The 25,395-nt window shown below is 75.9% G+C and carries 25 protein-coding genes and 1 pseudogene; 13 read left to right on the forward strand and 13 right to left on the reverse strand.

The annotated features are described in order from the left end of the window. Positions 1-21 precede the first annotated feature (21 nt). From paaE to paaA, 5 genes are read right to left on the reverse strand one after another with little or no spacing between them, the layout of a single operon-like run. Positions 22-1,254 carry a 1,2-phenylacetyl-CoA epoxidase subunit PaaE gene (paaE, locus tag ABTX81_RS11590; protein ID WP_350543313.1) on the reverse strand — a complete coding sequence of 411 codons (1,233 nt, stop codon included), beginning with the start codon at positions 1,252-1,254 and terminating at the stop codon, positions 22-24. Beyond that, entirely contained in the window at positions 1,255-1,821 is a 567-nt protein-coding gene (paaD, locus tag ABTX81_RS11595; protein WP_350543315.1) for a 1,2-phenylacetyl-CoA epoxidase subunit PaaD, read from the reverse strand. A 5-nt stretch (positions 1,822-1,826) separates the two neighbouring features. After that, entirely contained in the window at positions 1,827-2,708 is an 882-nt protein-coding gene (paaC, locus tag ABTX81_RS11600) for a 1,2-phenylacetyl-CoA epoxidase subunit PaaC (RefSeq protein ID WP_350543694.1), read from the reverse strand. Positions 2,709-2,740: 32 nt separating this feature from the next. After that, positions 2,741-3,034: a 1,2-phenylacetyl-CoA epoxidase subunit PaaB gene (paaB, locus tag ABTX81_RS11605; RefSeq protein ID WP_344330439.1), complete on the reverse strand. Its 294-nt coding sequence runs from the start codon at positions 3,032-3,034 to the stop codon at positions 2,741-2,743. After that, a complete protein-coding gene (gene paaA / locus ABTX81_RS11610; RefSeq protein ID WP_350543318.1) occupies positions 3,031-4,080 on the reverse strand; it encodes a 1,2-phenylacetyl-CoA epoxidase subunit PaaA in 1,050 nt (349 codons plus the stop codon). Before paaA ends, paaB begins: the two co-directional genes overlap by 4 nt. Before the next feature lie 265 nt (positions 4,081-4,345). On the opposite strand from paaA, the gene ABTX81_RS11615 reads away from it, so the two are divergent. Next, on the forward strand, positions 4,346-5,287 hold the full coding sequence (locus ABTX81_RS11615; RefSeq protein WP_350543320.1) for an aminoglycoside phosphotransferase family protein: 942 nt from the start codon (positions 4,346-4,348) through the stop codon (positions 5,285-5,287). 367 nt (positions 5,288-5,654) lie between these two features. Here ABTX81_RS11615 and ABTX81_RS11620 read toward each other — a convergent pair whose 3' ends face one another. The 3 genes from ABTX81_RS11620 to ABTX81_RS11630 all read right to left on the reverse strand — a co-directional run bounded on the left by ABTX81_RS11620 (position 5,655) and on the right by ABTX81_RS11630 (position 10,066). Continuing rightward, a complete protein-coding gene (locus tag ABTX81_RS11620; protein WP_350543322.1) occupies positions 5,655-7,283 on the reverse strand; it encodes a M20 family metallopeptidase in 1,629 nt (542 codons plus the stop codon). A 630-nt stretch (positions 7,284-7,913) separates the two neighbouring features. Further along, entirely contained in the window at positions 7,914-8,573 is a 660-nt protein-coding gene (locus ABTX81_RS11625) for a response regulator (protein WP_350543324.1), read from the reverse strand. Further along, positions 8,570-10,066, reverse strand: a complete 1,497-nt coding sequence (locus tag ABTX81_RS11630; RefSeq protein ID WP_350543326.1) for a sensor histidine kinase — start codon at positions 10,064-10,066, stop codon at positions 8,570-8,572. Before ABTX81_RS11630 ends, ABTX81_RS11625 begins: the two co-directional genes overlap by 4 nt. A 160-nt stretch (positions 10,067-10,226) precedes the next feature. Between ABTX81_RS11630 and ABTX81_RS11635 the strand changes: the two genes are divergently transcribed. From ABTX81_RS11635 to ABTX81_RS11660, 6 genes and pseudogenes are all read left to right on the forward strand, one after another. Continuing rightward, positions 10,227-11,072: a class I SAM-dependent methyltransferase gene (locus ABTX81_RS11635; protein WP_350543328.1), complete on the forward strand. Its 846-nt coding sequence runs from the start codon at positions 10,227-10,229 to the stop codon at positions 11,070-11,072. 52 nt (positions 11,073-11,124) lie between these two features. Then, on the forward strand, positions 11,125-11,427 hold the full coding sequence (locus ABTX81_RS11640) for a GNAT family N-acetyltransferase (protein ID WP_350543330.1): 303 nt from the start codon (positions 11,125-11,127) through the stop codon (positions 11,425-11,427). A 109-nt stretch (positions 11,428-11,536) separates the two neighbouring features. Beyond that, on the forward strand, positions 11,537-12,559 hold the full coding sequence (locus tag ABTX81_RS11645) for an aldo/keto reductase (protein WP_350543332.1): 1,023 nt from the start codon (positions 11,537-11,539) through the stop codon (positions 12,557-12,559). A 143-nt stretch (positions 12,560-12,702) separates the two neighbouring features. Next, entirely contained in the window at positions 12,703-13,293 is a 591-nt protein-coding gene (locus ABTX81_RS11650) for a TetR/AcrR family transcriptional regulator (protein WP_350543334.1), read from the forward strand. A gap of 236 nt (positions 13,294-13,529) precedes the next feature. Then, positions 13,530-13,853 (forward strand): annotated as a pseudogene (locus tag ABTX81_RS11655) (ADP-ribosylglycohydrolase family protein); the annotation flags it as partial. 73 nt (positions 13,854-13,926) lie between these two features. Beyond that, entirely contained in the window at positions 13,927-14,274 is a 348-nt protein-coding gene (locus ABTX81_RS11660; protein WP_350543336.1) for an ADP-ribosylglycohydrolase family protein, read from the forward strand. A gap of 44 nt (positions 14,275-14,318) precedes the next feature. Here ABTX81_RS11660 and ABTX81_RS11665 read toward each other — a convergent pair whose 3' ends face one another. Next, the gene (locus ABTX81_RS11665; RefSeq protein ID WP_350543338.1) at positions 14,319-14,585 is read right to left on the reverse strand and encodes a GlsB/YeaQ/YmgE family stress response membrane protein; all 267 of its coding nucleotides are present in this window, start codon (positions 14,583-14,585) and stop codon (positions 14,319-14,321) included. A 229-nt stretch (positions 14,586-14,814) separates the two neighbouring features. Between ABTX81_RS11665 and bla the strand changes: the two genes are divergently transcribed. Then, positions 14,815-15,726, forward strand: a complete 912-nt coding sequence (gene bla, locus ABTX81_RS11670) for a class A beta-lactamase (protein ID WP_350543340.1) — start codon at positions 14,815-14,817, stop codon at positions 15,724-15,726. Positions 15,727-15,779: 53 nt separating this feature from the next. On the opposite strand, the gene ABTX81_RS11675 is transcribed toward bla, so the two are convergent. Then, positions 15,780-16,337, reverse strand: a complete 558-nt coding sequence (locus ABTX81_RS11675) for an NUDIX hydrolase (protein WP_350543342.1) — start codon at positions 16,335-16,337, stop codon at positions 15,780-15,782. A 100-nt stretch (positions 16,338-16,437) separates the two neighbouring features. Between ABTX81_RS11675 and ABTX81_RS11680 the strand changes: the two genes are divergently transcribed. Continuing rightward, the gene (locus tag ABTX81_RS11680; protein WP_350543344.1) at positions 16,438-16,995 is read left to right on the forward strand and encodes an SMI1/KNR4 family protein; all 558 of its coding nucleotides are present in this window, start codon (positions 16,438-16,440) and stop codon (positions 16,993-16,995) included. Here the strand turns inward: ABTX81_RS11680 and ABTX81_RS11685 are convergent. From ABTX81_RS11685 to ABTX81_RS11695, 3 genes are read right to left on the reverse strand one after another with little or no spacing between them, the layout of a single operon-like run. Beyond that, positions 16,985-18,010, reverse strand: coding sequence for a TIGR03842 family LLM class F420-dependent oxidoreductase (locus tag ABTX81_RS11685; protein WP_350543346.1), 1,026 nt, complete (start codon positions 18,008-18,010; stop codon positions 16,985-16,987). The two genes, ABTX81_RS11680 and ABTX81_RS11685, sit on opposite strands and share 11 nt — an antisense overlap. A gap of 38 nt (positions 18,011-18,048) precedes the next feature. Next, positions 18,049-19,476: a dihydropyrimidinase gene (gene hydA, locus ABTX81_RS11690; protein ID WP_350543347.1), complete on the reverse strand. Its 1,428-nt coding sequence runs from the start codon at positions 19,474-19,476 to the stop codon at positions 18,049-18,051. A 13-nt stretch (positions 19,477-19,489) separates the two neighbouring features. Beyond that, positions 19,490-20,332 (reverse strand): nitrilase-related carbon-nitrogen hydrolase, encoded by an 843-nt coding sequence (locus ABTX81_RS11695; protein ID WP_350543349.1) that lies wholly within the window; start codon positions 20,330-20,332, stop codon positions 19,490-19,492. A gap of 363 nt (positions 20,333-20,695) precedes the next feature. Between ABTX81_RS11695 and ABTX81_RS11700 the strand changes: the two genes are divergently transcribed. From ABTX81_RS11700 to ABTX81_RS11715, 4 genes are all read left to right on the forward strand, one after another. Next, positions 20,696-23,941: a hypothetical protein gene (locus ABTX81_RS11700; RefSeq protein ID WP_350543351.1), complete on the forward strand. Its 3,246-nt coding sequence runs from the start codon at positions 20,696-20,698 to the stop codon at positions 23,939-23,941. Between the two features lie 47 nt (positions 23,942-23,988). Continuing rightward, positions 23,989-24,069 carry a putative leader peptide gene (locus ABTX81_RS11705; protein WP_344330530.1) on the forward strand — a complete coding sequence of 27 codons (81 nt, stop codon included), beginning with the start codon at positions 23,989-23,991 and terminating at the stop codon, positions 24,067-24,069. Positions 24,070-24,253: 184 nt separating this feature from the next. Continuing rightward, positions 24,254-24,832, forward strand: coding sequence for a cysteine dioxygenase (locus ABTX81_RS11710; protein WP_350543353.1), 579 nt, complete (start codon positions 24,254-24,256; stop codon positions 24,830-24,832). After that, on the forward strand, positions 24,826-25,212 hold the full coding sequence (locus ABTX81_RS11715) for a rhodanese-like domain-containing protein (protein WP_350543355.1): 387 nt from the start codon (positions 24,826-24,828) through the stop codon (positions 25,210-25,212). The genes ABTX81_RS11710 and ABTX81_RS11715 overlap by 7 nt, the downstream gene beginning before the upstream one ends. Positions 25,213-25,395: the final 183 nt, after the last annotated feature.

The following is a 25,395-nucleotide window of genomic DNA, read 5'->3' on the forward strand; positions in this document are numbered from 1 at the left end:
GGCCAGGAGACCGGTCAACGGTCAGCGGTCGTAGTCGACCGTCACCTTGTCCGTCACCGGGCGGGCCTGGCAGGTGAGGACGTAGCCGGCCGCCAGCTCCTTCTCCTCCAGGGCGAAGTTGCGCCGCATCTCCACCTCGCCCTCCGTGACCAGGGCGCGGCAGGTGCCGCACACCCCGCCCTTGCAGGCGAACGGCAGGTCGGGGCGGGAGCGCTGCGCGCCGTCCAGGATGGAGCGGTCGCACGGCAGCGACAGGGTGCTGCCGCGCCCGTCCAGGACGACGGTGACCTCGCTGCGCGCCGCGCCGTCGGCCCCGCCGGCCGCGCCGGCCGGGGCGTCGTCCGCGCGCTCGGCGACCGGCTCGTCCTCGGCGTGGAACAGCTCCTGGTGCACCCGCTCCGCCGGGACGCCCAGGCCGGCCAGCAGTTCCTTCGCCCCGGCGACCATGCCGAACGGCCCGCAGAGCCACCAGTGGCCGATCGCCGCCGTGTCCACCAGCGCCGCCAGCAGCGCCGCGACCCGCTCCGGGTCCAGCCGGCCGCTGAGCAGTTCGGCGTCCCTGGTCTCCCGGGAGAGCACGTGGACCAGCTGGAAGCGGCCCAGGTAGCGGTCCTTCAGGTCGGCGAGCTCGTCGGCGAACATCACGGTGTCGCTGCGCCGGTTGCCGTAGAGCAGGGTCACCGTGGAGGTGCGGTCGGCGGCCAGCACGGAGGCCGCGATCGACACCATCGGCGTGATGCCGGAGCCGGCCGCCAGCAGCACGTGGTCGGCGGGCTCGGCGAGGTCCGGGGTGAACAGGCCGGACGGCGTGAGCACCTCGATCTCCTCCCCCGGCCGGGCGTCGCGCACCAGCCAGCGGGAGAACAGCCCGCCCGGCACCTCGCGCACGGCGATGCGCAGCGGGCCGCCGACGGGGGCGCAGATCGAGTACGAGCGGCGCTCGTCGACGCCGTCCACCACCCGGCGCAGCGTCAGCGTCTGCCCCGGCCGGAACGCGAACGCCTCCGTGAGCCCGTCCGGCACCGCGAAGGTCACCGCGACGGCGTCCTCGCAGAGCCGCTCCAGCCCGGCGATCCGCAGCGTGTGGAAGGTCGGACGGCGGGCGGGGCGCACGGCGGGCGGCTCCGCGGCGAGCTCTGCGGACACGTCCGCGGGCGGCTCCGCGGCGAGCTCTGCGGGCACCTCCGCGGGCACCTCCACGGCGAGCTCCCCGGACGGTTCCCCGGACAGTTCCGCGGACGGGACGGCGGCCATTCAGATCTCCTTGACGCGTTCGAAGGGCTCGCGGCAGTCCCGGCAGCGCCACAGCGCCTTGCAGGCGGTGGAGCCGAAGCGGGACAGCTCCTCGGTGTCGGTGCCGCCGCAGAGCGGGCAGGTGACGGGCGCCGGGGCGCCCGCGACGGCGGCGCGCCCGGCGGCCGCGGCGTCCACGAGCCGGGTCGGGCCGAGGCTCAGCGGTGTGCTCCCGCCGCCGGTACCCGCGCCGGCGCCCGGCCGGGGCGGGGCGATGCCGGCCTCCGCGAGCTTGCGCCGCCCCTCGGGGGTGATCAGGTCGGTCGACCAGGGCGGGTCCAGCCGCAGCCGGACCCTGACCTCCGCGAACCCGGCCGCGCGCAGCCGCCGGTCCACGTCGGCGGCCATCTCGGCGACCGCGGGGCAGCCCGAGTACGTCGGGGTGAGCCAGGCGGTCACCGTGCCGCCGTCCTCGGTGACCTCCGCCAGCACGCCCAGGTCGGCGAGGGTGAGCATGGGCAGCTCCGGGTCCGGCACGGCCGCCGCCACCGTCCAGGCCGCCCCGCTCGACGCGCGTGTCCCGGCCACGGCCGTCACCACGTCGCACCCGGGTGGGCGCGGGCCACCACCTGCAGCTCGGCGAGCAGCGGACCCAGTGCCTCGGTGTGCACCCCGTCCCGGCCGGCCCGGCCGCCGACGGCCGCCAGCCCCGGCGCGTCCGGCACCGTCAGCCCGGCCTCCGCGCACACCGCCGCCACCGAGCGCAGCACCGGCCCGCGCAGCGTCGCGGGGTCCACCCCGGCCCGCAGCTCCACCGGGTGCGCGGTGAACAGCTCCTCCAGCAGCGGCCACACCGCGTCCAGCCCGGCCTGCATCCGCGCGGCCGAGTACGGCGTGCCGTCGCCGAGCCGCAGCGTCCACGCCGTGGCGTACTCGCGGTGGTAGGCCAGCTCCTTCACCCCGCGCGCCGCGACCGCCGCCAGCACCGGGTCGGCGTGCCCGGCCAGCGCCTCGTACAGCGCGCCGCGGGCGGTGGCGAACAGCAGCAGGCGGGCGATGGAGTACGCGAAGTCCCCGTTCGGCGCCTCGACCAGGCGCACGTTGCGGAACTCGTGCTCCTCGCGCCAGTACGCCAGGTCGTCCTCGGTGCGCCCGGAGCCGTCCGCCTGCCCGGCCCGGGTGAGCAGCTGGCGGGCCTGGCCGAGCAGGTCGAGGCCGAGGTTGGCGAGCGCGACCTCCTCCTCCAGCTCCGGCGCGCGGGTGCACCACTCGATCAGCCGCTGGGCGAGGACGAGCGCGTCGTCGCCGAGCATCAGGCAGTAGGCCGCGAGGTCGGCGCCGTCCAGGCCGGGCGGCACGGCGGTGTCCACGCCGAGCAGCGGGTCGGCGAAGCCCGTGCCGTACGCCCAGCGGCCCTCGCCCTCGGGCCCGGGGGACGCCTCGGCGAGGCTCAGGTACACGTGGTCGTCGGTCACGTGGTCGTCGGTCATGGTTCGGCTGCTCCCGGTCAGATGTGCGGGACATCCTCGGGGATGTCGTAGAAGGTCGGGTGGCGGTAGACCTTGTCGCCGCTGGGCGCGAAGAAGGGGTCGCGCTCGTCCGGGGTGGAGGCGGTGATCGCGTCGGAGCGGACCACCCAGAGGCTGACGCCCTCGTTGCGGCGGGTGTAGAGGTCGCGGGCGGCGAGCAGGGCCATCCGGTCGTCGGACGCGTGCAGCGAGCCGACGTGCACGTGGTTCAGACCGCGCCGGGGGCGCACGAACACCTCGTAGAGCGGCCAGCCGGCCTTGGACTCGGTCACTTTCCGTTCTCCTGTTCCGCGTGCTGTCCGGCGTGCGCGTGCTGTCCCGCTTCCGTGCCCGTGCCGAGGCCCGCGCCGAGGCCCGCGCCGGCCTCGGCCTCGGCGCGGCGCTTGGCCGCGTACGCCGTGGCGGCCTCGCGCACCCACGCGCCGTCCTCGTGCGCGGCCCGCCGCCGTTCCATCCGCTCGGCGTTGCACGGGCCCTGGCCGTGGATGACCCGGGTCAGCTCCGACCAGTCCGGCTCGCCGAAGTCCCAGCCGCCGCGCTCCTCGTTCCAGCGCAGCTCGGGGTCGGGGAGCGTGACGCCGAGGTGCTCGGCCTGCGGGACCGTCATGTCGACGAAGCGCCGGCGCAGCTCGTCGTTGGTGTGCCGCTTGATCCGCCAGGCCATCGAGCGGGCGGTGTTCGGCGAGGCGGCGTCCGAGGGGCCGAACATCATCAGCGAGGGCCACCACCAGCGGTCCACCGCGTCCTGGACCATCCGGCGCTGGGCGTCGGTGCCGCGCATCAGCGTCATCAGCAGCTCGTAGCCCTGGCGCTGGTGGAACGACTCCTCCTTGCAGATCCGGACCATGGCGCGGGCGTACGGGCCGTAGCTGCAGCGGCAGAGCGGGACCTGGTTGCAGATCGCGGCGCCGTCGACCAGCCAGCCGATCACCCCGACGTCGGCGAAGGTGAGCGTCGGGTAGTTGAAGATCGACGAGTACTTCTGGCGGCCGGCGATCAGCTTCTCGGTGAGCTCGGCGCGGTCCACGCCGAGGGTCTCGGCGGCGGCGTACAGGTAGAGGCCGTGGCCGGCCTCGTCCTGGGCCTTGGCCAGCAGGATCGCCTTGCGTCGCAGGGAGGGGGCGCGGGTGAGCCAGTTGCCCTCGGGCTGCATGCCGATGATCTCGGAGTGCGCGTGCTGGGCGATCTGGCGGACGAGGGTGGCCCGGTAGGCGTCGGGCATCCAGTCGCGGGGCTCGATCCGCTGCTCCGCGGCGATGACGGCCTCGAACGCCTCCTCGGGCGACGCCCCGGGCCGCTCGGCCACCTCTGCTGTCACCACGGTCCCCTTTCGCTGGCTCTGTCCCCGCCCGGTCCCCGCCCGCCGCCGTCCTCTGCGGGGCGTCGGGCGTCGGCGGGTCGCCCCGGCCGCCGCCGGGGGCAACCGACCAACCGTTCGGTCGGTACTATTGTGCGCGGGGAGGGGTCGGCTGACAAGGGAGCGCCGCGCGCCGCCGGTGACGGGCGCCTCCGTCGGGGGCCGCCCGCCCGGCGGGACGGAAAACCGGTGGCCCGCGCGCGACGCCCGGACCAGACTCCCGGGCATGACACTGCACACGGACGAGATCCCGGCCGACGAGGACCTGGTTCGCGCCCTGCTGCGGGCGCAGCGGCCGGAGTGGGCCGGCCTCGCGCTGGCGCCGGCGGGTGCGGGCACGGACAACACCATGTACCGGCTCGGCGACGACCTGCTCGTCCGGCTGCCGCGCACCCCGGACGGTGCCCAGTCGCTGCACAAGGAGCAGGAGTGGCTTCCCCGGCTGGCCCCGCTGCTCGGGCGCGCCGTGCCCGCGCCCGTGCACCGCGGCGCGCCCGGCGCGGGGTTCCCGCTCGCCTGGTCGGTCTACCGCTGGATCGACGGCGCGGAGGCCGGGACGGCGAGCGTCGGGGACTGGGCGGCCTTCGGCGCCGACCTCGCGGCGTTCGTGCGGGAGCTGCACGGCCTCGACCTGATGGGCGCCACCCGCGCCGGCGACCTCAGTTGGTATCGGGGCGGCTCGCTGCGGGACGGCGAGGAGTGGGCCGGCCGGTGCCTGGCGGACTGCCGCGCGCTGGCGGGCCCGGGCACGGACCTCCCCGACGGAGGCGGGGGGCTCGACGTGGACGCGCTGGAGCGGCTGTGGCGGGCCGGGCTCGCGCTGCCGGACCCGTCCGGGCCGCACGTGTGGCTGCACGGCGACCTCAGGCCCACCAACCTGCTGGTCCGGGACGGGCGCCTGCACGCGGTCATCGACTTCGGCTGCCTGTCGGTCGGCCACCCGGACGCCGAGCATGCGGCCGTCTGGGACCTGCCGCCCGCGGCGCGCCGGGCCTACCGGGACGCGCTGGACCTCGACGGGCCGACCTGGACCCGGGCGCGCGCCTGGGCGATCGCGGTCGCCGCCAGTGGGGTGCCGTACTACTGGCACACCTATCCGGCGTTCGTCGCCGAGTGCCTGGCCCGCCTGCGGGCGATCCTCGCCGACGCCGCCGCGGGTCCCGGGTAGGCGGGTTCGGCTCGGGGCCGACGCAGCGCAGGCCGGCCTCAGCGCAGGGCGGTGCAGCGCAGGCCGGCGCGCCGGCCCCGGGCGGCGAGACGGTCGTCGCGCCGGCCCCGGGCGGCGAGACGGTCGATATGGAGAGGCCGCCGCCGAGGTGGCCGGTCTCGTGCTGGAGGCAGCGCGCCCTGCTCGCGCCCCACCGCGGGCACGGGCCGCGCGCGGGGACCCGGCCCGCGGTGGCGGTCACCCGGCTCTTCCCGCTGCTCGCGCACGCCGAGCGGGAACCGCAGACGCGCTGACGGACGGTGGTCGGCGGGTCCGGGGACCCGCCGACCACCGTCCCGACCGGCAGGTCGGCCCGCCGGCCGCGCGCTCAGCCCTCCGAACGGTCGCGCAGCCTCGGCAGCGGGACGGCCAGCAGCGCCGCCAGCAGGGCGATCCGCGGTGCCAGCTGGTCGATCCGGATGTGCTCGTGCCGGGCGTGCGCGCCCCCGCCGACGGCACCGAAGCCGTCGAGCGTGGGCAGTCCGCGCGAGCCCGGCAGGTTGGTGTCACCCGCGCCGCCCGCCGGACCGCCGTCCAGCCGCTGCCCGAGTGCCGCCGCGAGGGAACGGACGTGGCGCAGCAGCGGGTTGGCGGAGCGCTCGGGCCAGGCCGGGCGGCTGGACAGCACCTCGGTGCGGACCCGGGCGCCGGGCCGGAGCGCGGTCAGCCGGGCGAGGTCGTCGAGGGTGCGGCGCTGTGCCTCGGTGGTGGCGAAGCGCAGGCCGAGTTCGGCCTCGGCCCGGCCGGCGATGACGTTGGCGCGGCTGCCGCCGCTGATCCGGCCCGCGTTGAGCTCGGTGCCGGGCAGGCTGACCAGGCCTCGGACGGCCACCAGCTGGTCGACCAGTTCGTCGACCGCCGAGACTCCCTGGGCGGCGTCGTTGCCCGCGTGCGCCTCGCGTCCGGTGACGGTGAGCCGTACCCGGGTGGAGCCGCGGCGGGCGGTCTTGAGCCGGCCGTCCGGGTGCGGGGGTTCCAGGCCCAGGACGGCAGCGGCTCCGCGCAGTTGGCGTTCGACGAGCCGGCGGCCGTCGGGGCTGCCGACCTCCTCGTCGGAGACCACGACCAGCCGGACGGTGCGGTGCGGGCGTTGGCCGAGGTCGGCGAGGAGTGCGAACGCGCCTTCGAGGATGGCGAGTCCGCCCTTCATGTCGACCACGCCGGGCCCGCTGAGGGTGCCGTCGTGTTCGGTGACCGGCCAGTCGGTGAGGGTGCCGGCGGGCCAGACGGTGTCGTGGTGGCCGACCACGAGCAGGTGCGGCAGGCTCTCGTCCCGGCCGTCCCACTGGAGGACCAGGTGGTCACCGGCGGGGCCGGGCTCGCGCTGGACGGTGGCCCCGGTGGCACGGAAGCCGGCGGCCAACTCCTCGGCGAGGGCGTCCAGTCGGGGCGCGTCGCCGCTGGGGGATTCGATCCTGGCCAGGTCCGCGCAGCGTCTGCGGACGGCTCCGGCGAGGGTGCGGGCGCGGGTGGTGAGGGCCCGGGGCAGACCGGGGAGGGCGGCGGTGGGGCCGGATTGGCCCTCGCTGTCGGGGACGGCCGGAGCGTGGGGGGCCGCCGCGGTGGGTGGTGCGGCGGCGGGCGTGGGGGTGGCCGGGGCGAGGGCGGTTCGGGCGGTGCCGGGTCTGGTCGTGCCGGGCGCGGCCGCGCCGGGTGCGGCGTCGGCGGTCCTGGTCGGTTCGGCCGTGGTGACGGCGGAGGTGGTGACGGCGGTTACGGCGGAGGTGGCGGAGGTGGCGGAGGTGGCGGAGGTGGCGGCTACGGCGGGGGTGGTGCCGGGGGTGGTGCCGGTTCCGGTCGCGGGGGCGACGGTCGCCGCGGTGAGCGTGCCGGTGGTGGTGATGCTCTGCGTGGCGCTGCGGGTGGTGCCCTGGGTGGTGGCGGCAACGGCGGTGGGAGCGACGGCGGTCGCGGGGGCCGCCGGTGCGGTGGACGGGCGGACGGCTTGAGGACTCAACGCTCGCCTCCGCGGCCGCCGCCGGTATAGAGCGGCCGGGCGGGTCGGCCGGACCAGGTCGCCGGGCGGACGGGCCCGGCGGCAACGGCGGGACAGCGGAAGGGTCCCTCCGGTCCGCGTGCGCTGGAACGGCTGGGCGGCGTGTGTGGCATGTGCGTCCTCCTCGCTCGATCCGGTGGCCCCGATCGTCCCGGGGCCTCCGTGGACGGCGGCTTCCCTTGCGGCAGGCGCGGAACAGCGCACCACTGCAGGGAAGCCGAGATGTGAGCCTAGAAGAACCGTTCGGTTTCCTGCGAGGTGGCCCTGCTCCCAGCGTGCCGGGACCGGGATCCGCACCGGTGCGCGGGCCGCGGGACGCGGTCGGCGCACGGCGTGCGGTTCTGGCCCGGCGCGCGGACGCGATCGCCGGATCGCGCCCACTTCCACCATGGACCCGGGGCGGGGGTTCGGCAGCGCGGGACGCCAAGGCGCGCCTTTTCCAAGCCAGATGGGTGATGGCGGGTCGGTGGCGAGTACCGCGTGGCGCTGATCGGACCTGGTCGGGACGGGATGATTCGCTCCGAGAACGGGCGGACGGGGAACAGTCCGGACGGTACGGACCTCCGGTGGTCGTGAGCGGGCGACGGTCGGTCAGGCGGAGTCGTCCACCACGCCCGCGTCCCGGGCGAGCAACGCCGCCTGGACGCGGTTGCCGACGCCCAGTCCGGTGAGGATCCGGCTGACATGGGCCTTGACGGTGCTCTCGCGCATGCCGAGGGCGAGCGCGATCTCGGCGTTGGAGCGGCCGACGGCGAGTTCGCGCAGCACGTCGGTCTCGCGCGGGGTGAGCGCGGACAGCCTGCCCCGGGCGGCGACGGCCCGGGGTTCGCCGGTGCGGTGGTAGCGGTCGATGAGCCGGCGGGCGGCGGCGGGATGGAGCATCCCCTGTCCGCCGGCGACGACATGGACGGCACGGGCGATCTCGGCGGGCGGGGTGTCCTTGAGCAGGAAGCCGTCGGCGCCCGCGGCGAGTGCCCGGTAGACGTACTCGTCGAGGTCGAAGGTGGTGAGCGCGATGACGCGCGGACCGTCGGGCAGCTCGCGCAGCCGGCGGGTCGCGGCGATGCCGTCGAGCCGGGGCATCCGGATGTCCATGAGGGCGACGTCGACGCGGTGCCGTCCGGCGAGTTCGACGGCCTCCAGTCCGTCGGCCGCCTCGGCGACGACCGTGAGCTCGGGGTCCTGGGCGAGCAGGTCGACGAGCCCGAGCCGGACCAGTGCGTCGTCGTCGACGACCATCGTGCGGATCACATCGCCTCGCTCGGTGGGTTCGGGCCCGGATCCTGTGTCGGTGTCGAGGTCGGGATCGGGATCGGTGTCGGGGTCGGGGTCGGTTCGGGCGGTCGGGGGCTGGGGGCCGTCCGGTCGGGCGGTCGCGTCGGCGGGAGGACCGGTGGCCGGGGCGAGGCGGGGAGGCGCGCGGCGAGGCGGAAGCCGCCGGTGCCGTCGGGACCGGCGTCGAAGTACCCGCCGAGCGCGCCGACCCGTTCGCCGAGCCCGACCAGGCCGTAGCCGCCGCCCGTGCAGGCGCCGGAGGGGGCCGGGTCGCCCGCACCGTTGTGCACCTCGACCGTCGTCGCGGGCGCCCCGTACTGGACGCGGACGGTGACCGCCGCGGTGTGCGCGTACTTGCGTGCGTTGGTCAGCGCCTCCTGGACGACGCGGTGGACGGCCAGCCGGTGGGTGGTCGGGATGCTCTCCGGGTCTCCGGCGAGGGCGAGTTCGACGCGCTGGCCCGCGTCGGTGGCCTCGCCGACCAGTTCGGCGAGGTCGCGCAGGGCGGGCGCGGCGACGGGTCTGGGGTCCGGATGTCGGGAGAGCGGCGTGCTGTCGGGCGGCGGTGGTGGCTGGACGGGCGGAAGGGGTGGAGCGGGTGGACCGGGCGCGGGTGGTGGACCGGGGTGGTCCGGCGGGTAGGCGCGCAGGGCGCCGAGGACGTCCCGCAGGTCGTCGAGCGAGCGGGCCGCCGTCGCCCGGAGCAGTTCAAGCCGGTGGGTGAGGCGCTCGAGGTCGTCGGCCACGGTCCCGGCGCGGGCCTGGTCGCGCAGCACTCCGGTGTGCAGCACGAGGAGGCTGAGCCGGTGGGCGAGCACGTCGTGCATCTCGCGGGCGATCCGGGCGCGTTCGGCGGCCCGGGCCTGCTCGGCGCGCAGTTCGCGCTCGCGGCGCAGCGCGTCGACCTTGGCGTGCAGGGTACGGATCAGCGCGCGGCGGCCGTGCAGCCAGAGGCCGAGGGAGACGGCGGCGGCCTCGACCAGGAGTTGGGACCCGGTGATGCCGACCCAGTCGAGGACGGAGTCGGCGCGGACCGCGCTGAGCGCCGCCATCGCGGCGCCGGCGACGAAGGCCGGGACGGTGCGGCCCGTCGAGGCCAGGTGGAAGACGCTGAACAGGCCGGGGAAGGCGCGGTTGAGCAGCCCGCAGACGACGACGGGCAGCACCGCGGCGGCGACCGGGCGGCGGCGGGCGAGGAGGAGGGAGAGCGGGGCGAGGGCGGCACCGGCGATCCGCAGCGGGCGCAGCGGCAGGTCGTGATCGAGCCACTGGAAGACGGTCTCCTCGGCGGCGAGCACGAGGACGGTGGCGAGCAGGAGCGTCTCGATCAGCCGGTTCCGGCCCGGGGCGTACCAGCCGAGCGACGCGGCGCGACCGGGGCGCGGCTCCTGCGGCGGGCGGGCGGCCGGACGGGACAGGCGGGGTGTGCGGGGTGTGCGGGGTGTGCGTGTCAGGTGCTCGGCGGTCATCCGGTCCTCCCTCCCTCGGTGACTCAGGGCCCTGATGCTACGACGGGGCGGCGGGCCGTGGCCCCTGACGAACGGCCAATGGCGCCCTCGACTTTCGTCGGGGGTGCGGGCGGTCGGTCGGCCGATTCGGGGCGCCGGAGGCGTCCCTAGCTTCGGTGTCATGACGACCGATCAGCTCCACCCGGATCCTGTCCCCGACCCCGCTCCCCACCCCGCTCCCGCCGCCGCTGTCCGCCCCGATGCTCTGCCCGTCCCCCACGAGCCCCGGCCGGGCGGCGGCGAGGGCTGGTTCTTCCTCTCCGAGGCGCTGCGCACCTTCCGGCTGACCGGCGCGGTGGCGCCGAGCGGGGCGGACCTGGTGAACGCGCTGGTGGTTCCGGCGGCGAGCCGGCCGGACCGGCCGATCTCGGTGCTGGAGGTGGGGGCCGGGACGGGGGCGGTGACGCGCCGGCTGGCGCGGGTGCTGCGGGCGGGCGACCGGCTGCACGCGGTGGAGTCCAACCCCCGGTTCGTCCAACGACTGCGGACGGATCCGGAGTTGGCACGGCGCGGGCCGGAGCTGGGGCTGCGGGTGTCGGAGTGCCGGGTGCAGGACCTTCCGGAGTCCCGGGCGGCGGAGTCGGGAGCCGGCCCCGACGACGGCTCCGGACGGTACGACGTCATCGTCTCCGGCCTGCCGTTCACCAACTTCGAACCGGTGGAGGTCCAGCGCGTCCTCGACCTCTATCTGCGGCTGCTGGTGCCCGGCGGCGAACTGACGTACTTCTCCTACCTGGGGACGTCGGCGGCGCGGCTGCTGACGTCCGGGCCGCGCCGGGGGGCGCGGCACCGGGCGGTGGTGCGGCTGCTGCGGCGGTTCGAGAGGGAGTACGGGCTGGGGAGCCGGACGGCGTGGCGAAACGTTCCGCCGGCCCGGGCGTACCTGCTGCGCGCACCGGGCGGCCACCGGCACGCGGCGGCAGGCGGCGGGGCTTCGGCAGGCGGTGCGCCGGGAGCCGCCCGATGATGGACCGGGGCCGCCGGCCGCGGCCCCGTGGCGAGCAGTGAGGGAGTCCGCGATGACGGTCACGATCCGTGACGCCGAGGGCGCCGCCCGGTTCGAGGCCCGGGTGGGCGACACCCTGGCCGGGTTCGCGGAGTACCTGCGCGGCGACGGCCTGGTGGTGTACCCGCACACGGTGGTCGAGCCGGCGTACGAGGGGCAGGGCATCGGCGGGACGCTGGCGCGGGCGGCGCTGGACGACGCGCGGACACGGGGGCTGGCGGTGCTGGCGACGTGCCCGTTCATCAAGGCGTGGATGCTGCGGCACCCCGAGTACCTCGATCTGGCGTACGAGAACCGGAGCCGGGTGACCGACTGACGGCGGGGGCGGGGTCCGGCCGCTGACAAATGACAGCTGACAGATTTCAGATGACAGATAACAGATGACAGATTTTGAAATCTGTCAGCGCCGGGTGCACCCTGGAACCATGCCCACCACCTCTCCCCTCCCCCGCATCCCCCGGCGCGCGCTCGGCGCCGCCGGCCCGACCGCCTCCGCCCTCGGCCTCGGCTGCATGGGCATGTCCGACCTCTACGGCCCCGCCGACGAGGCCGAGAGCATCGCCACCGTCCACGCCGCCCTCGACGCGGGCATCACCCTGCTCGACACCGGCGACTTCTACGGCATGGGCCACAACGAGCTGCTGATCCACGACGCCCTGCGCGGCCGCGACCGCGAGAACGTCCTCATCAGCGTGAAGTTCGGCGCCCAGCGCGCCCCGGACGGCCAGTGGCTCGGCTACGACGCCCGCCCGGCCGCCGTGAAGACCGCGCTCGCCTACACGCTGCGCCGCCTGCGCACCGACCACGTCGACATCTACCGCCCGGCCCGGCTGGACCCGGCCGTGCCGATCGAGGAGACCGTCGGCGCGATCGCCGAACTGGTGCAGGCCGGCCACGTCCGCCACATCGGCCTCTCCGAGGTCGGCGCCGACACCCTGCGCCGCGCCGCCGCCGTCCACCCGATCAGCGACCTCCAGTTCGAGTACTCGCTGCTCTCGCGCTCCGCCGAGGCCGAGATCCTGCCCACCGCCCGCGAGCTGGGCATCGGCGTCACCGCCTACGGCGTGCTCTCGCGCGGCCTGCTCAGCGGCCACTGGCAGGGCGACCGCCAGCTGTCCGGCAGCGACTTCCGCGGCCACAGCCCCCGCTTCCAGGGCGACAACCTCGCCCACAACCTCCGCCTGGTCGAGGCCCTGCGCGCGGTCGCCGCCCAGCGGGACGCCACGGTCGCGCAGATCGCGATCGCCTGGGTCGCCTCGCGCGGCGAGGACGTCGTCCCGCTGGTCGGCGCCCGCCGCCGCGACCGGCTCACCGAGGCGCTCGGCGCCCTGGACGTCGCCCTCACCGAGGCCGACCTCGCGGCCATCGAGGCGGCGGTCCCCGCCGGGTCCGCGGCCGGGGAGCGGTACGCTGCCGCCCAGATGGCCCATCTCGACAGCGAGCGCTGAGCCGCGGGGTCCCGCCCGCGGCACGCACCCGCCGCCCACGGGCCGTCCGCACCCGCACCACCCGCCGACGGCCGCCACCCGGCCGGCCGCCCGCCCGCCGCACCCGGCGGGCGGACGCCTCACCCGTTAGGACGAACCGCCCCGTGGCCACGGACAGCGCACTCACCACCGAACAGATCCTGGCCGCGACGGAGGACGTCCTCAGGCGGTTCGGCCCGACGAAGGCCACCGTCGTCGACGTCGCCCGCACCCTCGGCGTCAGCCACGGCAGCGTCTACCGCTTCTTCCCCAGCAAGGCGGCGCTGCGCGAGGCCGTCACCCAGCGCTGGCTCGCCCAGGCCCACGACGACCTGCGCTTCATCGCCATCGAGCCCGGCCCGGCCGCCGAGCGCCTGCACCGTTGGCTGACCACGCTGTTCGCCGCCAAGCGCCGCAAGGCCCTCGACGACCCGCAGCTCTTCGCGACCTACATGACGCTGGTCGGCGAGGCGAGCCACGTCGTCGACGCCCACCTGCAGACGCTGATCGACCAGATCGCGCAGATCGTCCAGGACGGCATCGAGAAGGGGGACTTCCGGCACACCCCGATCGTCTCGACCTCCCGCGCGGTGTTCGAGGCGACCGCCCACTTCCACGACCCCGCCCACGCCACCGGCTGGTCCGACCCGGCGGCCGAGGACCGGTTCGAGGCCGTCTGGAAGCTCGTCCTCCGCGGCCTGGCCGCCGACGCCTGACGGCCTCCCGCCCACCCCCGGCCCGGCGAAAGCCGCTCGCCCGCCCCGCCCCCGACAGCCTGCACGGCCCCGCCCTCGGCGACGCGTTCGGCGACCGCTGGTTCGCCGTCCCCGTCGACGAGGCCCCCACCGCGCTCGCGGCCCGGCCGGCCCGCCCCGCGCCCTGGCGCTGGCCCTGGCCCTGACGCTGGCACTGGCCCTGGCACTGGCACTGGCACTGGACGGACGACACCGCCATGGCGATCGTCCTGGTCCGCCACCTGCGCACCCACGGCGAAGTCCACCAGGACGCGCCGGCCCGGGAGTTCGCCGCCGAGTACACCCGCGGGCACGGGCGCACGTACGGCCCGTCGATGCACCGCGTGCTGCGCGGGATCCGGGCCGGCGCCGACCGGCGCGCGGTCACCTCGGGCCAGTTCGAGGGCCAGGGCTCGTAGGGGAACGGCGCTGCGACGCGGGTGGCGCCGCTCGGCGCCTGGTTCGCCGACGACCTCGACACCGTCGCCCGCCGGGCCGAACTCCAGGCCCGCACCACGCACTTCCACCCGGAAGCGGTCACCGGGGTGGTCGCCGTCGCCCTGGCGGCCGCGCTCGCCGCCCGTCCGGGGTCAGGGCGCGCCCGCGCGGGCCGAGTTGCTCGACGAGATCGCCGGCCGGCCCGCGGACAGCGACGTGCGCTCCGGTCTGCGGATCGCCGCCCGGCTGCCCGACGGCACCACGGTGCGGCACGCGGCGCACGTCCTCGGCTCCGGGCTCCTGATCTCCGCGCCGGACACCGTGCCGTTCGCCCTGTGGTCCGCCGCCGGGCATCCGGACTCGCTGCCGGACGCCCTCTGGCACACCCTGGAGGGCTGGGGCGACATGGACACCACCACCGCCATCGCCGGCGGCGTGGTCGCCGCCCGCACCGGCCTGGCCGGCGTGCCCGCCTCCTGGTCGGCCGCCCGCGAAGCCCTGCCGCCCGACCTGCCGCTCACCTGAGCCGGGGCGCCCACCCGGTCCGGGCGCCCCGCCCCCTCCCGTCCTCAGTTCCGGGAGTGGCCGAACACGATCCGGTAGAGGACCAGCAGCACCAGCGCCCCGCCGATCGCGGACGCCCAGGTCGCCAGGTCGAAGAAGTGGGCCGTCACCGGGCGGTGCAGGAACTTCGAGGAGATCCAGCCGCCGACGAACGAACCGGCGACGCCGATCAGGGTGGTCACCACCAGGCCGCCCGGGTCCCGGCCCGGCAGCAGCAGCTTGGCCAGGGCCCCGGCCACCAGGCCCAGCACGATCCATGCGACGAAGCTCATCCGTGTCCTCCCGCCCTTCGCACCGTACGGCGGCCCCGTGCACGCCGTACTGCCTGCGAGGACGCCGCACCGCCGGCCGGCGGTTCCCGCCCTCCCGCCCCGGCTGCGGGAGCGGCCGGCGTGGCGCCCTTCTCCGCTCCCGACTACCCCGTGATACTGCGGACATGCGCATCCCGATCGCCACCGCGGCCTCGCGGGGCGAGGCCGCCCCCTTCACGAAGGGCCCCCGATGACATCGCGACCCGGTCGACGCCAGGTGCTCGGCGGGGCGGCCGGGGCCGCTCTGACGGCCGTACTCCCCACCGGGGGGCGGGCCTTGGCGCAGGGTCCGGCGGGCGGGCCCGGCCTCGCCGGCCGGCTGCGGGCGCTCGAACGGGCGCATGCGGCGCGGCTGGGGGTCTTCGCCCGTGACACGGCCACCGGCAGGACGGTGGCGTACCGGGCGGACGAACTCTTCCCGATGTGCTCGACGTTCAAGACGATCGCCGTGGCCGCGGTGCTCCGGGACCTCGACCACGACGGCACGTTCCTCGCCGAGCGCATCCGCTACACCGCGCCGGACGTCACGAACGCGGGCCACGCACCGGTCACGGGCCTGCCCGCGAACCTCGAAGGCGGCATGACCGTCGAGGAGTTGTGCGCGGCGGCCATCACGTACAGCGACAACGCCGCCGCCAACCTCCTGCTGCGCGAACTCGGCGGCCCGACGGCGGTCACCCGCTTCTGCCGCTCCGTCGGCGACCACGTGACCCGGCTCGACCGCTGGGAGCCCGCGCTCAACTCCGCGGAGCCCGACCGGATCACCGACACCACCACCCCGCGCGCCATCGCCCGCACCTACGCCCGCCTCACCGTCGGGAACGCCCTCGCGGCCCCCGATCGCCACCGGCTGACCGGCTGGCTGCTGGCCAACACGACGGGCGCCGACCGCCTGCGCGCCGGCCTGCCGGAGCACTGGAGCGTCGCGGAGAAGACCGGCACCGGCGGCTACGGCACCACCAACGACGTCGGCACCACCTGGCCGCCCCACCGGGGCCCGATCACCCTCGCCGTCCTGTCCACCAAGCCCGACCCCGCCGCACCCGCCGACGAGCCCCTGCTCGCCGCGACGGCCGCACTGCTCGCGACCGCCCTGGCCTGACCGTCCGCCCGCACCGACGCCGGGGCGGGCGGAATCCGAGGGGGAGTCGGAGGTCAACGGCCCTCGCGGGCGAGGCGGTAGGGCCCCAGGTAGTAGGAGAGCGCCGCGTGCGACGGGCCGTCGCAGATCTCGCCGCCGACCAGGAGCCCGACCACCTCGGCCTCGGTCAACCACTCCACGCGGGCGGCCTCGGAGGTGTCCCGCGGTTCGCCGATCCGGCGGCAGGCGGTCACGTGGTAGCTCCGGAAATGGGCGTCGCTGATGCCCGCCATGGCGTCGTACTCGGTCATCAGCTCGACCTTCCCGGGCCGCCAACCGGTCTCCTCCTCCACCTCACGGGCGATGGCGGCGGCCGGCTCCTCGCCGGGCTCCGCCCAGCCGGCCGGGACCTCCCAGCCCCATCGGCCGGTGATGAAGCGGTGCCGGTGGATCAGCAGGAAGCGCCCGTGCTCGTCGGTGACGACCGCCGAGGTGGAGGCGCGGGGCATCCGGACGACGTGGTGCTCGATCCGGCCGACGCCGGGGATGTCCACGTCGTCGAGCCACAGCTCGACCCACGGCGAGCCGTACACCTGCCGACGGCCATGGACCCGCCACCGCGATCCCGTCACCGGATCCTCCTCATGTCCGTGCGCGCCCCGTGCGTGCGCGCCGGTGCCCGCCGACTCTCCCACGCCCGCGCTGTCGGTGGCGCGTGGTATCCATGGGCCCGTGGACACGGAACACGCCGATCCTCGTGAGCTCGCCGCGCTCCGGGCGGCCTTCGGCTTCGGTGCGGCGGGCCGGCCAGCGCTGGGCTGGGGCGCGGTGCGCGCCTTCGAGGCGAAGCACGGCGTCGTGCTGCCCGAGCCGTACCGGACGTTCGTCGCGGAGGTCGCGGACGGGGCCGAGGCCGGACCGCCGGCGTACGGGCTGGTGGGGCCGGCCGAGCCGCCACGCGGCCGGGCCGCCGGCCGGCCGGCGCGTGAGCTCGGCCGGCCGTTCCCGTTGACCTCGGCGTGGGTGTGGGAGGACGACCCGCGGCCCGCCGAGGAGATCGACCCGCTCGTCGACCGTGTCCTCGACCACGGTTCGGTCGTGCTGGGGACCGAGGGCTGCGGCGTCCACTGGCACCTCGTCGTCACCGGCCCGCACCGGGGGCACGTCTGGAGCATCGGCGGGGAGGGCGCGGTGCCCTTCGGCGCGGAGTTCGGCTCCACCACCGCCGGGCCGGGCTTCGCCGGATGGGTGGCGCACTGGGCCGCCGGAAGGCCGTGGTTCAACCGGTGACGCGCAGGGCGGGGACGATGTCGGTGCCGTAGGCGTCGATGGTGGGTTCGACGGCGTCGTGCATGGCGTAGACGGCGAACTGGTCGACGCCCAGGGCGCGGAGGTGTTCGAGGCGGGCGAGGTGGGCGGCCGGGGGGCCGATCAGGCAGAAGCGGTCGACGATCTCGTCGGGGACGAAGGCGGTGTCGGGGTTCCCGGCGCGGCCGTGGTGGCTGTAGTCGTAGCCCTGGCGGCCCTTGATGTAGTCGGTGAGGGCGTCGGGGACGAGGCCGGAGTGCTCGCCGTAGTGGCGGACGAGGTCGGCGACGTGGTTGCCGACCATGCCGCCGAACCAGCGGCACTGCTCGCGGGCGTGGGCGAGGGCGGCCGGGGAGTCGTCGGCGGTGACGTAGGCGGGGGCGGCGACGCAGACGGTGAGCGCGTCGGGGTCGCGGCCGGCCTCGGCGGCGGCGCGGCGCACGGCCTTGACCATGTACTCGGTGAGGAAGGGGTCGGCGAGCTGGAGGATGAAGCCGTCGGCCTGGCGGCCGGTCAGGGCGAGCGCCTTGGGGCCGTAGGCGCCCATCCAGACCGGCAGCGCGGCGCCCTCGCCGACCCAGGGCAGGTGCATCTCGGTGCCGTCGACCTCGGTGGTGCGGCCCTCGGCGAGTTCCTTGATGGCGTGCATGGCCCGGGAGAGCCGCTCCAGGGTGGCGGGCTGGCGGCCGGCGACGCGCATGGCGGAGTCGCCGCGCCCGATGCCGCAGACGGTCCGGTTGCCGTACATGTCGTTGAGGGTGGCGAACAGGGAGGCGGTGACCTCCCAGGTGCGGGTGGAGGGGTTGGTGACCATCGGGCCGACGGTGAGGGTGGTGGTCTCGGCGAGGATCCGGCTGTAGATGACGAAGGGCTCCTGCCACAGGACGCAGGAGTCGAAGGTCCAGCCGTGGCTGAAGCCGGCCCGTTCGGCGCGGACCATCCGGTCGACGAGCAGGCGGGCGGGCGGGTCGGTCTGCAGCACGAGGCCGATGTCCATGGAGGGCTCCGGGAGGGGAAGGGAGAGGAGGGGCGGCTTCAGCCGAGGTACTGGCAGGTGTCGCGGCGCAGGAAGGTGCCGTGGCCGGCCCGGCCGAGCCAGGTGCCGTGGTCGAGCACGACGGTGCCCCGGGAGAGGACGGTGCGGGCGCGGCCGGTGAGGGTGCGCCCCTCGTACGCCGAGTAGTCGACGTTCATGTGGTGGGTGGCGGCGGAGACGGTCTGCACGGCGGTCGGGTCGTAGACGACCACGTCGGCGTCGGCGCCGGGGGCGAGGGTGCCCTTGCGGGGGTGCAGGCCGAACATCCGGGCCGGGGTGGTGCAGGCGAGTTCGATCCAGCGGCGGCGGCTGAGGTGTCCGTCGACGACGGCCTGGTGGAGGAGGTCCATCCGGTTCTCCACGCCGGGCAGGCCGTTGGGGATCTTCGAGAAGTCGCCGCGGCCGAGCTCCTTCTGGCCGGTGTAGCAGAACGGGCAGTGGTCGGTGGAGACCACCTGGAGGTCGTTGGTGCGCAGCCCGCGCCAGAGGGCCGCCTGGTGCTCGCGGGGGCGCAGCGGGGTGCTGCACACGTACTTGGCGCCCTCGAAGCCGTCGTCGCCCTCCTCGGCGAGGTCGTCCGTGGAGAGGAAGAGGTACTGGGGGCAGGTCTCGCCGAAGACGGGGTGGCCGTCGTCGCGGGCGCGGGCGAGTTCGGCGAGCGCGGAGGCGGCGGAGACGTGGACGACGTAGAGCGGGCTGCCGGCGACCTGGGCGAGTCTGATGGCGCGGTGGGTGGCCTCGGCCTCCAGCAGTTCGCGGCGGACCTCGCCGTGGTACCGGGGCGCGGTGCGGCCGGCGGCGAGGGCCTGTTCGACGAGGACGTCGATGGCGATGCCGTTCTCGGCGTGCATCATGATCAGGCCGCCGTTGGCGGCGCCGCGCTGCATGGCGCGCAGGATGCGTCCGTCGTCGCTGTAGAAGACGCCGGGGTAGGCCATGAACAGTTTGAAGGAGGTGGACTCGCCGGAGTCGACGAGGGCGTCCATCTCCTTGAGGACGGCGTCGGTGACGTCGGAGACGATGGTGTGGAAGGCGTAGTCGATCGCGCAGTTGCCCTCGGCCTTGGCGTGCCAGGTGTCCAGGCCCTCGCGCAGGCTGCCGCCGACGGGCTGGACGGCGAAGTCGACGATGGTGGTGGTGCCGCCCCAGGCGGCGGCGCGGGTGCCGGTCTCGAAGGTGTCGGAGGCGTGGGTGCCGCCGAACGGGAGCTCCATGTGGGTGTGGACGTCGACGCCGCCCGGGATGACGTAGTGGCCGGCGGCGTCGATGACGGTGTCGGCGGTCCAGGAGAGGGCGGCCTGGCTGCCGGTGGCGGCGAGGGCGGCGATCCGTTCGCCCTCGATGAGGACGTCGGCGCGCAGTTCCTCGGTGGCGGTGACGACGAGTCCGCCGCGGATGGCGGTGCGGCGCGGTGCGGTGGCGGTCACGGGGTCGGCCTCCTCACGCCTCGGTCAGCGGGCCGTAGGCCTCGGGGCGGCGGTCGCGGTAGAACGCCCACTGCCGGCGGACCTGTTCGATGAGGTCGAGGTCGAGGTCGCGCACGACGAGTTCCTCCTCCTTGTCGGAGGCGACGTCGCCGACGAACTGCCCGCGCGGGTCGACGAAGTAGGAGGTGCCGTAGAAGTCGTTGTCGCCGTACTCCTCGGTGCCGACGCGGTTGATGGCGGCGACGTAGTAGGCGTTGGCGACGGCGGCGGCCGGCTGTTCGAGCTGCCAGAGGTAGGCGGAGAGGCTGCGGCTGGTCGCGGAGGGGTTGTAGACGATCTGTGCGCCGGCCAGGCCCAGGGCGCGCCAGCCCTCGGGGAAGTGCCGGTCGTAGCAGATGTAGACGCCGACCTTGCCGACGGCGGTGTCGAAGACCGGCCAGCCGAGGTTGCCGGGCTTGAAGTAGTACTTCTCCCAGAAGCCCTTGACCTGCGGGATGTGGTGCTTGCGGTACTTGCCGAGGTAGCGGCCGTCGGCGTCGATCACGGCGGCGGTGTTGTAGTAGACGCCGGGCTGCTCCTCCTCGTAGACGGGGACGACGAGGACGAGGCCGAGTTCGCGGGCGAGGTCGCTCATCCGGCGCACGGTGGGACCGTCGGGGACGGGCTCGGCCCAGCGGTAGTGCTCGGGCTCCTGGACCTGGCAGAAGTACGGGGCGTTGAAGACCTCCTGGAAGCCGAGGATCTTCGCGCCCCGGGCGGCGGCCTCGCGGGCGTGGCGCTCGTGGAGGGCGATCATGCTCTCCTGGTCGCCGGTCCAGCGGGCCTGGACGAGGGCGGCACGGACGATCTGCGACATGGGTACCTCCGCAACTCCGCGGCCCGTCCCGGGGGCGGGCCCGCGGTTCGAGGGTCGGCGGGCGGTGCTGCCTGCGGTGGATGTCTTCGTGCGGTCTGTGCGCGGTCTACGTGCGTAGAGGGCGGGTGCCTCGACGGTAGGCCCGGCCTCGGTCGCCTGACAATACGTCGGACGCGACGCGGCCGGGGCGATCCGGCGGCGCGGACACGCGGGGCCCTCAGGGCGGGATGAATCGATGGGATGAAACGGTCATCTACCCCGAGAGTGCGCTCCTTACTCATTCGGGTGAATCCAGGAGCGGAACGGCGTGGTTCGGGGCAGGAAGCCGGTGACACACGACGGTCGGTAGGGGGTGATGGACGGATGGTGACGGCCGACGGGGTGCGGGCGGCGGCACGGGTGCCCGCCTGGGGCGGGGTGCTGCTCGGGGTCGGGGTGCCGCTGCCGGCGCTGCTCGGGTGGCTGCTGTTCGTCCGCCGGACGCCCGCCGGGCAGGGCGCGCTGGACGTCCGGCTCCAGCTGGCCGGCTCGCGGGCCGCCGCCGAGGCCGTGCTCGCCGGGCGGGCCCCGGCCTTCCGCGCCTCGCTGGACGCCGACCTCTGGCTGATCGGCGGCCTCGCGGTGACGCTGGCGGCGGCCGGACTGCTCGGGGCGTACGTCTTCACCCGGGCGCACTGGCGGCGGACCGCCCTCGTCGCCGGCCTCGCCGGGGTGCTGGCCGGCGGCTGCGACCTGGCCGAGGACGTCCTGCTGGGCGTCGGCCTCGGCCGCGCCGGCCCCGGACCGGCGGGCGGGGACGCGCCGTTCGCCGCGGCGGCCGCGTTCGCCATCGTCAAGTGGCTGCTGCTGGCGCCCGCGGGCGCGGTCGCGGTCGTCGTCTGCGCCGCCACCGTGCACCGGGCGGTGCGCGCCCTGCTGCCCCGGCCGCCGGAGGAGGAGGGCGGCGGGGACGCCGGGGCGGGGCCGGCGCTGATCCCGCCGTGGCCGGTGGCGACCGCGCGGGGCGGGCGGTGGCCGCCCGGACCCCGGGCCCACGGGCCGCTCGCCCGGCACGCCCGCTGGCGCAACGCCGCCCGGGTGCCGCCCGGGCGCGAGCACGCCCGGCTCGGCTTCTGCGTCTCCGGCGGCGGCATCCGCTCGGCCTGCGTCACCCTCGGCGCGCTGCAGGCGCTGCGCCCCTGGCTGAAACAGGCCCGCTACCTGGTCGCCGTCTCCGGCGGCGGGTACACCGTCGGCGCGATGCAGCTGGCGCTCGGCGACTCCGCGCCCGGCGGCCCGGTCCGGACCCGCTCTGGGCTGGACGCCGACACCGTGCTCGAACCGGGCTCGCCCGAGGAGGACCACCTGCGGCGCCACTCCAAGTACCTGGCGGACGGCGCGGGCGAGTGGCTGGTGGCGCTCGGCACGCTGCTGCGCGGGCTGGTCGCGGCGCTCTCCCTGCTGCTCGCCACCGTCCTGGTGCTGGGCCTGGGGCTGAGCCGGTGCTACCACCTCGTCCCGCTCGCCGACCTGGACGGGCCGCCGTCGGTGCGCACCCCCGCCCTGTTCGCCCTCGCCGGGCTGCTGGCCACCGCCGTCACCGGGTGGCTGCTGTGGCTGCTCACCTTCTCCTGGCTCGGCTGGAACACCCTGCTGCCGCGCGTCCTGCGCCGCCTCTCGCACGGCGCGCTCGCGCTGGCGGCGCTGACCGCCGTCGGCGTGCTGGCCGTGCCCGGCCTGGCGTGGGGCGCGGTCGCGCTGCAGCGCGCGCTCGCGGTCGGGGCCCGGCAGACCGGGGCCGGCATCAGCCTCACCGTGCTGCTCAGCTACGTGGCGCTGCTGCTGGGCATCCTCTGGCACGGCCGGCACGCCATCGAACAGGGCGCGGCGGTGCTCGGCGGGGTGCTGCGCGAGGTGCGGCGCGGCGCCGGGGTGCGGCGGCCCGGCGGCCTCACCGGGCGGATCACCGAGTACCTGGTGCTCTGGTCGGCGCTCACCGCGCTCACCTCGGGCACGCTGCTCACCTTCGGCTGGGCGGTGGCCACCGGGCACGCCTGGCCGGGCGCGCTCCAGGTGCTGCTGCCGCTGGTCCTGGTGACGGTGGGGCTCAACCTCGACCAGACCTGGATGGGCCTGCACCCCTTCTACCGGCGGCGGCTGGCCTCGGCCTTCGCCGTCCGGCGGGTGGTGGAGGGCGGGGGCGCGGGCGACGCGGGCGACGCGGGCGGCGGCGATGCCGGCGAGGGCGCGGGTGACGGGGCCGAGGGGGCGACCGGGGAGGTGCTGGCCCGGCCGTTCCACTTCTTCCGCGAGCAGACCCGGCTCAGCCACTACGGCGCCCGGCGGCCCGACTTCCCGCAGGTGATCTTCGCGGCGGCGGCGAACCTCTCGGGGAGCGCGCGCACGCCGCCCGGCCGGCGGGCGGTGTCGTTCACCTTCTCCCACGACTACGTCGGCGGGCCGGACGTCGGCTACGCGCGCACCGACCTGTTGGAGCGGCGAACCCGGCGGCACATCGCCAGGGACCTCACCGTGCAGTCCGCGATGGCCGTCTCCGGTGCGGCGTTCTCCTCCGCGATGGGCCGCCGCTCGCGCGCCTACCAGGGGCTGTTCGCGGTGACCAACGCGCGGCTGGGCACCTGGCTGCCCAATCCGGCGGCGCTCGCCCCGCTCTGGGCCGCCGACCGGGACTGGCGGTACGCGCCGCAGCCCGCCGTGCGGCGGCTCTCCTACCAGCTGCGGGAGGCCTGCGGGCGGTACCCGATGGACGCGCGGTTCCTGCTCACCACCGACGGCGGGCACTACGAGAACCTCGGCCTGGTCGAGCTGCTGCGCCACGGCGTGCGGACGGCGGTGTGCGTCGACGCGAGCGGTGACTCCGCCTTCGCGGGCGCGCTCGCGGCGGCGATCACCCTGGCGCGGGAGGAACTGGGCATCGCCATCACGCTGCGCGAGCCGGAGCTGCTGATCCCGGGCAGCGCCGGAGGCGGAAGCGGGGGCGGGAGCACGCCCGGTGGGAGCGGCCAGCCGCCGTTGCGCGGTCTGGCGGCGCGGCTGGCCGACCGGCTGTCCGCACGGGCGGTGGTGGTCGGCGACATCGTGTACCCGTGGCCGCTGCAGCTCGGGGACAGGGACGGGGACGGGGACAGGGACGGGGACGGGGACGCCGACGGCCCGCCGGGGGCGGCCCGGCACGGCACGCTGATCGTCGCCCAGGCGGTGCTCACCCCGGGCATGCCGTACGAGCTGCACGCGTACGCGGTGGCCGATCCGGCGTTCCCGAACGACGGCGCCGGCGACCAGTGGTTCGACCACCGGCAGTTCGACGCCTACCAGACGCTCGGCCGGTACCTGGGCGAGCAGGCGGCACCGGCGGTCGCGGCGGCGCTGGCGGGCCCGGAGACGTCCGCGCCCCCGCCCTCCCCGACCTCTCCGGCCTCCCCGACCTCCCCGACCTCCCCGGCGGGCCCGGTCGGCCCGGAGCGCAAGTCCGACAGCCGGGGTCCGGGCCGGGCGGGGACCGTTCCCGGGCCCGGCCGGGCGCCGGACACGGAACGGGGAGCCACCGCGCCCGACCAGCAGCGCGGCGGCCAGGAGCGCAGCGATCCGGGGCGCACCGGGCAGGTGTGACGGTGTGCGCTTGACTCCCACCGCGTCCGTCGGGAAGGATCCGGCTCATGGACTCCGGCACCACTCTGGTCTGCCGCCTGCACGTCGACCTGCGACGCCAGGCGAGTTCCATCTGTGCCTGTTGTTGAGCTCGTCCTTCCCCGCCGGCCCCGCCCTGTGACGTCCGCCAGGGCCCGCGCCGCGCACCCGTCGCACTCCTGACGCGCCTTCGACCGGCGTGTCCGCGCCACCCGCCGGTCCCCGACCGGCGCGGTCCGGCGCGTGCGCCACCACGTCTCCGCTCCCCCTCCCGCCGTCTCCGAGGACACCCACATGAGCCTGGACCTCGCCCCCGACACGCCCGTCACTGACACGCCCGTCACCGCCACCGCCACGGGCACCACCTCCACCCCGGGCGCCATCGCCACCGCGCCCGCCCCCGTCGGGGACGCCCGCGCGCCGCTCACCCCGAGCACCCTGCGGACGATCGTCCGCGAGCTGGCCGAACAGCCCGAGCAGTGGATCCACCATGTGCGGCTCTCCACCGAGGAGCGCTGGTACCGGCGGCTGGCCGCCGACGAGGACCACGAGGTCTGGCTGATCAGCTGGCTACCGGGCCAGTCCACCGGCTTCCACGACCACGGCGGCTCGCGCGGCGCGTTCACGGTCGCGCTGGGCGAGCTGGAGGAGCTGTCGCTGGGCGGCCCCGAGCAGGGCTTGCTGATCCGGCGGGTGGGGTCCGGCACCGTCCGCGCGTTCGGCCCCGAGTACGTGCACGACGTCCGCAACACCGCGTCCGGCCCGGCCGTGACGCTGCACGCCTACTCGCCGCCGCTCAGCTCGATGGCGCACTACGACCTGCGGGCCGGCGGCCTGGTCCGCACCTCCGAGGAAGGACCCGACCAGTGGTGACCACGATCGACGACCTGCTCGCCCGCTCCCGCGCGGGCGTCCACCGGCCCGGCGCCGAGGAGGCGCACCGGGCGCAGCGCGCCGGCGCGCTGCTGGTGGACATCCGTCCGGCGGCGCAGCGCGCGCGGGAGGGGGAGATCCCCGGCGCGCTGATCATCGAACGCAACGTCCTGGAGTGGCGGCTGGATCCGACGGGCGGTCACCGGATTCCGGAGGCCACCGGGCACGACCTGGAGGTGATCCTGGTCTGCTCGGAGGGGTACGCGTCGAGCCTGGCGGCGGCGTCGCTGCGCGAACTGGGCCTGCACCGCGCGACCGACCTGGACGGCGGGTTCGTCGGCTGGGCGGCGGCCGGGCTGCCGACCCGTCAGGGCGGGTGAGCGGGCCGGGACCGGGACACCGGCCGATGGTCGGATCCGCGCGGGGCGCGACGCCCGGCGGATCCGACCACGGCTGGGAAATCAGGGACACAGGGGTCGTCAGGTCATAGGCTGATCAGAGTTTCCACCGCCGTCAGGGCGGGCAGCCACGCGAGCGACAGGCACACCGACCGAGACCGACAG

The organism is Kitasatospora sp. NPDC097605, from assembly GCF_040302725.1.
Classification (GTDB): Bacteria; Actinomycetota; Actinomycetes; order Streptomycetales; family Streptomycetaceae; genus Kitasatospora.